We start from the raw sequence: 12,827 nt of genomic DNA, 5'->3' as shown, positions 1-12,827 counted from the left end.
CATTAGTAAATTATTTTTTCAAACCAAGGGAAAATGAAAAAAGATTATCAGCGTGGCCAAAAAATGTTATTAGAATAACATTAAGCATTTTTTTAATTATACACATTATTAATTCCTGTGTGCTTTTGGTACTGCCTATATTGTGCTTATGGTTGCTAAACAAATCACTCATTGAAGAAATACAGCAGTTTAACGATTTAATACAACAAATTCCAGAGGAAGAAAGGCCTATTTTCTTTCAAGATTTAGCAGCCATTCCTTTTATGGCACAAACTACTCATGACTCAAGTGCAGTTGCTAGTATAAACTTGAGTGTTGATAGACTCATAGAAAAGTATAAAGAGAATTTAAGCAAAGATGAATTCTATGTACAGCTAAATAGAGGCAACACAACCGACATTGAAGAGTACATCAAACAATCAAATGAATTTACAGAAGGCGATAAATCTCATGCACTTGAATGCTTAAGATTTATCAATAGAACAGGAGATAATTTTAAAGACAATCATAGTAAGTTAACATTAAAGCAAGCAGCTATTTTGTGTTGGAAAGCCTGCAATGATAGAAATACAGGGATAGAAAATCAAAGAACTCCTTTGAATGATGAAGACATAAAAAACAGAAAAGATATGTTTGTAAAAGGTCTTGTAGACGCTGCAACAACTTACGGTAATCAAGGTCAAAGTTGTGCAGGTGGAACATACAATAAATTATTTGAGTCTTTATCTGGCTTACATCCATCAGTGGTTATTACACTCGATGGAGAAGAGGCTAGAGAAATGATAAAAGAAACGATCACACAAAAATTCCCTGAAATGGCCAGAGCCAATTTCACCAATTTCTCTGGAACAGAACAAGAAAGGATCCGTAGCGAGTTACCAGAGTTATCATCTGAAACAGTAAGGTATATTATGACTACGCATTCAGCTCTTGAGAGAAGGTGTCAAGAGTTCAGCAATAGATTAAACAATGATAAAAAGAATGAAATATTAGAAGAGTGTATGAGCAACTTATCCTGTGTTGAGCTAGAAAGTCCAATTGAAAGGAGAAGGTAAATTGTATTTGATTGTCGCCATTTATTTTAAAATATGAAGCAGAGTTTTGTATGATTATTTGAACTTAAGTTTATGTATTGAAATAACATGTAAAACCACTTCGTGTAGGTGATATGTTATGTTTTATCTATATGTCAAGGATCCTTCTTTCAACTTAAAGATGTTGCTAATCAGCACATACAAATGTAATATTAATTAATATTTATAAATAAAGCAATTTCATGGAAAGTAACTACAACGCTGACGCAATAAAAATCCTAAGAGGTCTTGATGCTGTAAGAAAGCGTCCAGGTATGTACATTGGTGATACTGATGATGGATCTGGTCTGCACCATATGGTGTACGAGGTTGTTGACAATGCGATAGATGAGTCTTTAGCTGGTTATTGTAGTAAGATTGAAGTTAGCATAAATGAAGATGGCTCAGTATCTGTAACCGATAATGGTCGTGGCATTCCAACTGATATTCATGCAGAGGAAGGAATATCAGCAGCAGAAGTAATAATGACCCAATTGCATGCAGGAGGTAAATTTGACAGCAATACCTATAAGGTTTCTGGAGGATTACATGGTGTTGGAATTTCAGTTGTTAATGCGTTATCGAGTTGGCTGGAATTAACCATCTGGCGCAATAAGAAGGAATATTTCATACGCTTTGAAGATGGTGAGTCTGTTGAATCTTTAAAGGTAATTAATGAAAACACAAATAAAAGAGGAACTAGAGTAACGTTTATGCCATCAACGGGGACTTTTAGTAGTATTGATTTTAGTTACTCCACTCTTGAGAGTCGCATCAGAGAATTGGCATTTTTAAACTCAAATATTGAGATCATTTTGTGTGATCTCCGTAATAAACCACATGTAAAGTCTCATTTTAACGATAGTAAAGAGTCTGAAGATAATTTTGGTACAGCTAATTTTGTACGGTACTTAGACAAGAATAAGACACATGTTACTAAAATTGCCAGCATTAGAGATGATGTAAAAGATCTAGGTACCAGTGTAGAAATATCAATGGAGTGGAATGATTCCTACTATGAGAATATGCTATGCTTCACAAATAATATAAGACAACGGGATGGTGGTACGCATTTGGCAGGGTTTAGATCTGCACTAACCAGATGTATCAATAACTATGCAAACAATGAAGGTTTTTTGAAGAAGGCAAAAGTGAATTTGACTGGAGAAGATGTTAGAGAAGGCTTAACTTGTGTTTTATCTCTCAAGATGCCTGATCCTAAATTTTCTTCACAGACAAAAGATAAATTGGTCAGTTCTGAAGCGCGGGCAGTTGTAGAGAGCATAGTTTTTGACAAGTTGAGTACAATACTTGAAACTGACCCCAAGTTAGCAGCAAGTATAGTAGAAAGAGCGATTAGGTCAGCAAAAGGAAGAGAAGCCGCAAGAAAAGCACGAGAGTTAGTTAAAAATAAAAACAATATTAATATTGCAACTCTACCTGGAAAGCTTGCCGATTGTCAGGAAAAAGTTCCTGAGTTATCGGAATTGTTTATAGTAGAGGGTAATTCCGCAGGTGGTACTGCAAAGCAGGGACGTAATCGTAAAACACAGGCGGTACTTGCTTTAAGAGGGAAAATTCTAAACGTAGAACGTGCAGGGCTGGATCGTATTTTTTCATCTGCAGAAATTGGCTCTCTGATCACGGCAATTGGGGCTGGAATAGGGAGTGAGCACTTCGATATTGAAAAAACTAGGTATCATAAAATTATCATTATGACAGACGCAGATGTTGATGGCTCGCATATAAGAACTTTGATTCTAACTTTCTTTTTTAGACATATGCGTGAAGTAATTGAAAAAGGATATTTATACATAGCGCAGCCACCGCTCTATAAAGTTACAAAAAATGCTAAAGATACTTATATCAAAGATGATGAAAATTTTGAAGAGTATATAGTAAATTCAGCGATTAAAAAATTAACATTAAATGGTGTAGGCAAAGATTTGCGTTTCGTTTTGAATAAGTGCCTCAGTATTTCAAACATTAGCAAAAATTATGATAGGGAAATACCAAAAGATCTCTTAGAATCATTGCTAATTTTAAGCAAAAAGAATGCTCTATTGTCTGCTGATGAGATATTAAAATATTTAAAATTGATGTATAGTGAATATAATTGGGAAGTAGAAGTAAAAGATGAGGAAATTCACATTGCTAAATTGTTTCAAGGGTTAGCAGACAAATATGTATTCTCGCTTAGTATGCTTGAAAGCAAAGAAATACGGAATATATTGAGTTCTCTTGATAACATAATTGACTTATTTAATGGTGATTCATTTTTACAGTCGCAAGAAACTGAAATAAAAATAAAGTCTCCAAGTGCACTCGCAAAAATAGTGATGGATTATGGTAAAAAAGGTTTAACTCTGCAGAGATTTAAAGGCCTTGGTGAAATGAATGCTGATCAGCTTTGGGAAACTACACTCAATCCAGAAACTAGAACTCTGTTAAAAGTTGAAATAAAAGATTGTGAGGAAGCAGATAGCATATTCTCCGTGCTAATGGGTGATATAGTTGAACCACGTCGTGACTTTATAAATAACAATGCACTTAACGTACATGATGTTGATATTTGATTTTAGAAACGCTAAACCCTTATGGCTTAGCATTGTGTGCCAAACCGGCTATTTAAAACGTACTACTAATCAGTCTATTTCAGAAATCTGAATTGATCTTGATTGTATTCCTATTTTCGATCATAAATATATAGATTTTCTGCCCTATTGTTGTTATAATTAATACCTCGCTAAAATTGAATATTAATGAATGAATTGAGAAGGCTCACTATTACAGAGATGCATGATGGACTAAGGCGGGGAGATTTTTCTGCTGTTGAGCTTGTAGAGACGCATGTTAATGCAGTCGAAAATGAGCAACTAAATGCATTTGTAACAAAAACCCCAGAAATCGCGATAAAAGCTGCTAAAATAGCAGATGAATACTTCTTGAAACAAAAAGATAATATTTCACCACTTATGGGCATACCAGTTGGTGTTAAAGATTTATTCTGTACAAAAGGAATAAAAACAACAGCATGCTCAAAAATGCTGGAAAATTTCATCCCGACTTATGAATCTACGGTATCTAACTTGCTTTTAAAAAATGGAGCAGCCATGCTTGGTAAACTTAACATGGATGAGTTTGCTATGGGTTCTGCGAACACAAACAGCTATTTTGGTCCTGTTGAAAATGTGTGGATTAGAAAAAGTGACGGAGAAAAAGTTGTTCCTGGTGGGTCCTCTGGTGGATCTGCAGCATCAGTTGCTGGGTTTTTATGTGCTGGAGCATTAGGAAGCGATACTGGTGGGTCTGTACGCCAACCAGCAGCTTATTGCGGAGTAGTGGGAATAAAGCCAACTTATGGAAGGTGTTCGCGTTTTGGTATGATTGCATTTGCGAGCTCTCTTGATCAAGCAGGAGTAATTACTCGTTCCGTTTCTGATTCAGCGTTAATGCTGGAAACAATTTGTGGCTATGATGAAAAAGATTCAACATCGAGCAAAAGGACAGTGCCTAAATTTTCCAGTTTTATAAATGGTGATATTAAGGGTAAGCGCATTGGTATACCAAAAGAGTATAAGATGGATGGAATTTCAGAAGAAATAGTTCATAATTGGGAAAAAATTGCTTCCTATTTAAAAGAAAATGGTGCTGAAGTTGTTGACATTACTCTGCCTTATACTAAATATGCTATACCGGTTTACTATCTAATTTGTTCTGCTGAAACTTCATCTAATCTTGCTCGCTATGATGGTGTACGTTATGGATTCAGGGTTGATGCTGATACCCTTGAAGAAATGTATTCGTTAACAAGAGCAGAAGGTTTTGGTAAAGAAGTGAAAAGGAGAATTTTAATTGGTTCTTATGCTCTTTCTTCAGGTCATTACAATGAGTATTATGAAAAAGCACAGTGCATTAGGGCATTAATCAGAAATGATTTTATAAAAGCGTTTGAAAAAATAGATTACATACTTGTGCCATCTGCTCCAACAGAGGCTTTTGGCTTAAATGAAAAGCCAGACCCGCTAATTATGTGCATCAATGATGTGTTTACCGTGCCGGCAAGCTTAGCAGGGTTACCTGCTATTTCTGTTCCTGTTGGACTTTCCAATGAAGGCTTACCACTTGCTTTACAAGTAATTGGAAATTATTACGATGAAGCTGGAATATTAAATATGGCAAGTGTGATAGAGCAAAATTGTGGCAGAATAGTTAATTCCCTTACGTAATATGTTTTCTTATAGTAACTATAGCATTATGATTATTTTGGCTATAGGAAACAAGAGCTTGATTTTTATAGCTAAATAACAGACCATCAAAGGCACACATAAATATCTACAATGAAAGAAAAAACTTTCACAATCATTGATGGTTATGGTTTTCTTTTCAGAGCTTATTACGTTTTGCATCATTTGACTACCACAGCTGGTATTCCAGTAGGTGCTGTGTACGGTTTTCTTAATATGGTTCTGAAGTATATTTCCCATTCGGACTACTTAACTATAGCACTTGATTCTGGCAAAAAAAATTTCAGGCACAGTTTATATTCTGAGTACAAAGCAAACAGAGTAACACCTCCTGAGGATCTAATTCCACAATTTACAATACTGAGAGAAGCGGTAGAAGCTTTTAACTTCAGCTATGAAGAGATTGAAGGCTATGAAGCAGATGACATAATTGCAACACTAGCTGCAAAATATGCCAACCACGAAGACTTTAAAGTAGTAGTAGTCTCATCAGATAAAGACTTATTTCAACTTTTGAATTACAACATTCTAATATTTGATCCTATTAAAAATATATACATAGATGAAAAACAAGTGATAGAAAAATTTGGTGTAAATTCAAATAAGCTTCTTGATTTATTTTCTCTAACTGGAGATGCATCTGATAACATTCCAGGTGTTCCAGGAATAGGCCCAAAAACTGCAGCTAAATTGCTGGATAAATTTGATTCGTTGGATAACATTATAGAAAACATCAATAACATTGAGCAAACAAGAGTTCGTAATATTCTTACTGAGCATAAGGAAAAAGCACTAATTTCAAGAGAACTTTTGTCACTATGCAAAAAAGTAGATCTTCAACATGATATTGTAAAATATGAAGTCCATCCTCCAAATATGGAAAAATTGTTATCCTTTTTGAAGAAATATGAATTTAATTCATTGATAGGAAAAGTAGAAAAGCTCTTTTCTTATAGTGGATCTAGCACAAAAGAGAAAATAGAATATAGTAGTGAAGAATTAGAAAAATTTTTGGAGCATTGCAGATATGAAGGTAAAATTGCAATTCATTGCCACTTTGAAAACAATAGATTGAACAAAATCTCCTTATCTTGTAGTGAGGATAATATTTTCTACATAGATCAAAGCTGCCTACAAGATGCACTTACTATAATAAATTCAACTTTATTTTCAAATGGGGTGCTTAAAATAGTACATGATATTAGAAAGATCAGAGAAATATTTCCTACAATAGAGAGAGTGCTAGACTCAATTGATGACCTGATGATCATGTCATACAGCCTTGACACAGGTAAGCATGATCACAGCATTCCAAACATAATTGCACACAATTTAAGTAAAAATGTAGAAACTTTCTCGGCAAAAATTTTAATAGCGATCCATGAGAAACTGACACAAAGATTATTTCAGGAAAAACTTTTTACGATTTACGAGCGCTTTGATAGACCTCTCATGAAAGTAATATTTGATATGGAGCAAAATGGAATACTGCTCAATATTCAAAAACTACAGGAATTGTCTGATAAGTTTGAGCAGCTAATTGCTGTACTTGAAAACGATATACATAATTTAGCAGGAGAAAAATTCAACATTGCATCGCCAAAACAATTAAGTGATGTTTTGTTTAATAAAATGGAGCTAAGTAAAAAGAAAAAGTCAAAATCTGGGTCTTATAGCACAAACTCTGAAGTTCTAGAGGCACTTGAAGAGGAGGGGACAGAAATCGCAGGTAAAATTTTAAGTTGGCGACATTCAAGTAAATTAAAGGGTACCTATACTGACGCGTTAATAAAACAGGTTGATCCGCTTGATGGTAGGATACATACAAGCTTTTCAATCACTGTGACTGCAACTGGAAGGCTGAGCTCTAGCAATCCTAATTTACAAAATATTCCTATCAGAAGCGAAGAAGGTAGTCTTATCAGGCAAGCGTTTATTGTGCCAAAAGGGTGCAAGATAATTTCTGCTGACTATTCACAAATAGAATTAAAACTCCTGGCACACGTTGCAAATGTTACCGCATTTAAAGAAGCTTTTGCAAACAGGCAAGATATTCATGATATCACTGCAAGACAAGTTTTTGGAGTGCAAGAAATAGATGAGCAATTAAGACGCAAAGCAAAAACCATTAATTTTGGCATTATATATGGCATTAGTCCATTTGGCCTTGCAAAGCGACTTGGCATTACCTTTCAAGAGGCTGCTGAATACATTAATTACTATTTTTCTTGTTACCCAGAAATAAAGGTCTATATGGAAAAAGCAGTATCTATCGCGAGAAATCATGGTTATGTAGAGACTTTGTTTGGTAGAAGATGTTTTGTAAGAGACATAAATAATAAAATTCCTTATCTAAGACAATTTGCAGAAAGGGCAGCAATAAATGCACCACTGCAGGGAACTGCCGCTGATATAATAAAACGCGCGATGATTCGGCTTTTTGATCAGTTAAAGTCAGGTAAAATAATCCTCCAGGTTCATGATGAATTACTTGTAGAAGTGGAAGAGAGCAGAGTGCAAGAAACAGCAAAACTTATGAAAGATATAATGGAAAATGCAGTAGAAATTTCTATACCACTTGAAGTAGAAATAAAAATTAGCGACAACTGGGGCTTTTCTTAATTATACCGTAGACCCTAAGAACCTGTCTTGAAAGGACTTAATTAACAAGCATAGTCATATTAAATATTTCTTGAAGTAAGGAGAGTACACTCATACGTCAAGCAAACAACATTTACCTAAAATTCTGTGACATTAGCAGCTTTCTTGCCCCGTTTTCAGTAAACAGTGATTTTTCTATATATTAGAAAAATTTTTATTTTAATTAGCGTTAAACAATAGGCGCCTATTGGTTTTTAGCTAAAATAAAGGTCAAGTATCTGGAATTCTGAACATAAAATCCCCCTGTGTAAAAAAGATTAGAAAAAAGTGCAGCGCACATACGACAGAGATTAAGTATACGTGTATACACTGAAGAAGATACACTACATTTTTTAATTAATTTGATTGTTTAGTAGAAAAAGTCTGCAGACAAAGATAAGTTTTTGAGCTCTCAAAATATCTCTAATTGTCATTATAATCAGATTTAAAATATATGGAAGCAATTTTTTACGTTCCCTTATCACTTATATCATTTGTTACTCTTCTTTTTTGCTTTATTCTTTTCTTTTTCCCCTTTCGATACAGGTTTTAGGAAATTTGAACTAATGCGAAAAATATGCTATAATTATGGCATAGGTAAATGAAATAGGTCAACCATGACAGTTCCACCAGTAAAAGCAGAGTCTTCAAAATCACCTATAAAGGAAAGTGAGATAATTTTCAAAGAAGAACATAAGGCAATTTATGATGCCTTCATGGAAGCATTACAAGATAAAGCCAAATCACAGGAGAGCCCACGAATAACTAATGTTTTCATATCAGATTATGAGTACATACTACTTAATAATGTCAATCCAGAAGAGATAAGACCACTCAGTGAAGAGAATTTTTGTCAGTTTTTACTTTCTGTATTTAAAGAAGTTAGAGAGAAAAAATTAGCGAACAAAGAGAATGTCAAGAATGTTGAAATAAAGAAAGTAGATGATTGTGTAGCTGATATACGTGGTACAGAAGCTAAGGATTCACTAATAAAACTTGTTGGGTTACCATTGGGAATAAAAATAGACCCGAAAAATATTTCTGATTCTTGTATGAGTGGGCTAAAAGAGAAAATACCATTCTTAGGCGGTGGTAAAAAAGAGGATGATGAACCACTACTTAGTGATGAAGAGATGGTAACAAAGTTCTTACGTAAAGTTTTTCTTCCTATTCTTTTTTCCATTGCTTCAATATTAATTTTTGGTCCTACTACACTTGCGATAATTGCTACTGTTATTGGTACAATATTTGCTGTAAAGGGAGGAATTGAAGTTCTTTTTTCAAATAATAGGCCAGGTACTTTATATGACCCTAGCTCACCAGATAAAGATGATACAGAAAAGAGAGCAAAATTGAATGAAAAAATTCGCAATGGCATTGATGATATTTTAAAAACCCCAATTGAAAGACCTCTTGAAACAATTGCTGACGGGAGTAAAAAACAACCTACTCCGAAACAAGCTTCTCAGGTGGGAAATAAAGGGGGTGAGCAGCTTACTATGCTTGATGGAAAAATTACTATAGATCAGCCAGCCAAAAGCACAGAAAAGACAGCAGTCAAGTAAGACCTATTTGCCAAAGGTGAATTGTGTAATAGGTCTTTTATTGTTTTATAACACATACAACGGGAGTATGATCAGATGGGTTTTCTAGTTTACGCAACCTATCATCTATGTAACATATTTCCAATTTATCTGCAGCTTGTGGCGATAATAGCATATGATCTATTCGCATTCCTTGATTGTTTCTGAGTGAATTGCCTTGATAATTCCACCAAGTGAATTGTTGTAAGTTGAGGTGAGATATTCTAAATGCATCTTTAAAACCAAGATTCAAGATCGCTCTTAATTTCTCACGCTCTTTTATATGAAAGCACACTTGGCCATTTAATAAATTTGAATCAAAAACATCAATTTCATCCAGTGCAACATTATAATCGCCAGCTATAATAGTTAACTCTTCATTTTTCAACAAAGTGCCCATCCTTTTATATAGGTTATCAAAAAACTTGAGTTTATACTCAAAAGTATGAGAGTCTGGGCTTTGACCGTTTGGAACGTATACACTTCCTACCCTTACCTTATTATTGGTGTGTTTTATCACACACTCTATATAACGTGCTTCTTGATGACTCTCTACAATATCAATTTTAAACTTCTCCAGTATTGGATATTTAGATAAAACACAAACACCATTTCTTGCAACCTGTCCATAGACAGCATATTCATATCCTAATTCTTCTATCTCTGCATAAGGAAATTGCTCTTCTGTACATTTTATCTCTTGCAGCAAAACTATATCTATCTGACTATCAACTATAAAACTACAAAGTTGGTTAATTCTTTTACGTATGGAGTTTACATTCCAAGTTGCAATCTTTAGCATCAACAATCCTTATTAATTATATCAATTAAACTCTCCCCTGTAGGCAACCTCGATGTTATAATTTTTTTCCACTTGATTAACTTTAAACTATCAGCAATGTTTTTACTCATGGTATATGCAACTGTATTATTCATCACAGGAGATAGCCCACTTTTTAGAACTAATGAACAAAATACCCTTGCAGTTTGTGAGGAAAAAAAAGCAACGCTATCAATTTTACCGTCCAATAGTAAATTTTTACACCTATTAGTTAGACTCCTTTTAGTAATTGTTTTATAGAGTACAACTTCTCTTACGTTAAAACCTTCTTCAGATAATCTTTTTTTTAGGTCACATGATACTTCTTGTCCCCTTATATATAAGAACTTTATTGCATTTGAATAATGAGATTTTATGAATGATATCAGACCATCAACGTTGCTGTCTGCTGAGATTATATCGGAAAATCCCAAATTTTTTGCAGCCTGCATAGTTGAATTACCAACTGTAATAATCGAAAAGTTATCCTCTTTGCATATTTGACTGAAAGCCTTTACACTGTTTTTACTTGTAGATATCACAACATCAAATTCGTGCGCGGATATATCAGGATTTAAGTACTTTATTGTGAATACTGGCTCTATAAAAACTTTGTATCCATATTTTTTTAGCGTGCTTCTTGTGCTCAACGAATCTAATAAAGGCCTTGTCAATAAAATAGACTTCATTCTGGTTTATTTCGCTAGCAGTAAAATGATATCCCTTATACACAAATTATTGAATAAAAATTTTATTTTTCAAGTTTCTTGCATAACCTAGAAAAAAGGCAAAAGAAACTCCATAATTGGCCCAGTGCTAGAAAACTGATCTTAAATAAGCGAATGTTTTTGATCAAATGAAAAAAAGATGTTACTCACTGAGTAACATCTTTTTTAAGAAGATAGATAGTTTTGTTTACTCTCTATATCTTCATTTTTGGAGCTTGATGCTCTACATCGACTTCAGCAGTTACTGTTGAAGAAGGTCCCACCAATTTGTCCAAAGAACCTGTCTTTCTTAAGTCAGCTTGGGTTTTTAACTTGCCATTTTTCTCAGTGAACATACCATGTTGCGGAGAAGAACTTGGTGAATTGAACCCACTATCAGAATTACGACGGTAACTGGCAAAGCTAGAAGTTGTAGCAGTACTGTCAGTGCTTAAAGAACCCGTTGAATTGCTTCTTGGCGGTTTCTCCGGAGCAACATAAAAACGGCTATTTCCTATCTCTGCAGATGGCATCTCATCCTCAGAAATCCTTTTATATCCTGTGCAAGTAACTTCCTCTGGCTTTTTGCCACCTTTTAGTGATGATGAAAACTTGCTCCAAAGTGAAGTAGGTGCTTTTACTTCCTTATGCTCATTAGGATTTAATAATTCTGCTTTGCTGCTAACAGTACTTATAGAACTCGTTGAACTACTACCTGATAAGCTATTTTCCAGTGAATTCATAGAACTTGCTTTATGCCTTTTTGCTGACTTATTAAGCCTTTCTAAAGTATTAAAACGAGTATGCTCTTCCTTGCATTCTTTAATAACTTCCTTAATCTCATCATGATGTTCAGAAAAAATTTCATATAGGCTGCTATTATCTTTAGCTAACAAATGTTGCAACTTCTTAGCATCTAATTTATTGATAAAATCTATTTGCTGCTTCAATCGGTTGATCAACTGGTCCTTTTTGGCACTGTGTTGACCATCAACAGAATAAGCTTTCTCTAATATTTTTTCCCCCAGCTTAGAAAATATTTTCCTAGTTAAAGCAGAGCTATTCACACCTTTATCTTCAAAAACTTCCTTGACAAACATTTCCTTTACACTATTAAAACTTCTCGTTTTTTCTTTTGTTTTCAAAATAACAGTTTGATCTTCATTACCTATTGAATATGCGATGCCATCTAAACTAGACATGCTTGCACCACTATCACTCATCTTCCTTCCAAGGTTTTGAATGTTATCCCCCATTTTTCTTAATGTAGAGCTAGCTCTCTCTTGTGTTGCCTGTTTTACAGAACTTGCAGTTTCTTTTACCGAATTCTTGGCATATACAGCACCATCTTTGATTTTTCCGCCAATATGCTTCGCTCCTTCAACTGTTTTTTCTGCTGACCATTTGAGCCCTTTATATCCAGATTGAACTGCTTTTACAGCAACTTTCGCAGCGAAAAATAGAGTAAGACCAACTATAGCACTTGGTATAGCAAGTGTTGCACCAACTGCCAAAAATGGTAACACTGCTGCAAATAATCCACTTGCTGTACCTACTACAAGGGCCTTATCTCCTTGCTTCATCTTGGAGAATTCTGTATCTCCTTTTAACAGATCCATAATTCTGTCTTTCAGCTTCTTGGGATCGTGAATGATATCTGAATTTAATGAAGAATCTTGAATCATTTTAAGATCATCTTGCTTAGTTTCAACAAAATTTGAAGAGTTTTTTTCACTAGGTGACATTTTAAACCTCAC

Annotated in this window: 8 protein-coding genes; 5 read left to right on the top strand and 3 right to left on the bottom strand. The window is 34.3% G+C overall.

The features are described from left to right. The first annotated feature begins 152 nt into the window (after nucleotides 1-152). The 5 genes from OPR42_RS02685 (at nucleotide 153) to OPR42_RS02665 (ending at nucleotide 9,525) form a co-directional block, all read left to right on the top strand. Nucleotides 153-1,055 (top strand): hypothetical protein, encoded by a 903-nt coding sequence (locus OPR42_RS02685; protein ID WP_265041719.1) that lies wholly within the window; start codon nucleotides 153-155, stop codon nucleotides 1,053-1,055. Nucleotides 1,056-1,276: 221 nt separating this feature from the next. Continuing rightward, a complete protein-coding gene (gyrB, locus tag OPR42_RS02680) occupies nucleotides 1,277-3,649 on the top strand; it encodes a DNA topoisomerase (ATP-hydrolyzing) subunit B (RefSeq protein ID WP_264682631.1) in 2,373 nt (790 codons plus the stop codon). Between the two features lie 186 nt (nucleotides 3,650-3,835). Next, nucleotides 3,836-5,302 carry an Asp-tRNA(Asn)/Glu-tRNA(Gln) amidotransferase subunit GatA gene (gene gatA, locus OPR42_RS02675; RefSeq protein ID WP_265041718.1) on the top strand — a complete coding sequence of 489 codons (1,467 nt, stop codon included), beginning with the start codon at nucleotides 3,836-3,838 and terminating at the stop codon, nucleotides 5,300-5,302. Between the two features lie 111 nt (nucleotides 5,303-5,413). Then, nucleotides 5,414-7,942: a DNA polymerase I gene (gene polA / locus OPR42_RS02670; protein ID WP_265041717.1), complete on the top strand. Its 2,529-nt coding sequence runs from the start codon at nucleotides 5,414-5,416 to the stop codon at nucleotides 7,940-7,942. A 635-nt stretch (nucleotides 7,943-8,577) separates the two neighbouring features. Next, entirely contained in the window at nucleotides 8,578-9,525 is a 948-nt protein-coding gene (locus tag OPR42_RS02665; RefSeq protein WP_265041716.1) for a hypothetical protein, read from the top strand. A gap of 37 nt (nucleotides 9,526-9,562) precedes the next feature. Here the strand turns inward: OPR42_RS02665 and OPR42_RS02660 are convergent, their stop codons facing one another. The 3 genes from OPR42_RS02660 to OPR42_RS02650 form a co-directional block, all read right to left on the bottom strand. Further along, the gene (locus OPR42_RS02660) at nucleotides 9,563-10,345 is read right to left on the bottom strand and encodes an exodeoxyribonuclease III (protein ID WP_265041715.1); all 783 of its coding nucleotides are present in this window, start codon (nucleotides 10,343-10,345) and stop codon (nucleotides 9,563-9,565) included. After that, nucleotides 10,345-11,052 (bottom strand): uroporphyrinogen-III synthase, encoded by a 708-nt coding sequence (locus OPR42_RS02655; protein ID WP_064085243.1) that lies wholly within the window; start codon nucleotides 11,050-11,052, stop codon nucleotides 10,345-10,347. The genes OPR42_RS02660 and OPR42_RS02655 overlap by 1 nt, the downstream gene beginning before the upstream one ends. Before the next feature lie 233 nt (nucleotides 11,053-11,285). Then, a complete protein-coding gene (locus OPR42_RS02650; protein ID WP_265041714.1) occupies nucleotides 11,286-12,815 on the bottom strand; it encodes an actin-bundling T4SS effector WalE1 family protein in 1,530 nt (509 codons plus the stop codon). Between the last annotated feature and the right edge of the window lie 12 nt (nucleotides 12,816-12,827).

The sequence above is a fragment of the Wolbachia endosymbiont (group B) of Melanostoma mellinum genome, assembly GCF_947251465.1.
Classification (GTDB): domain Bacteria; phylum Pseudomonadota; class Alphaproteobacteria; order Rickettsiales; family Anaplasmataceae; genus Wolbachia.
The sequence above is the reverse complement of the archived record's forward strand: the minus strand, read 5'-3'. Positions and strand labels throughout refer to the sequence as shown.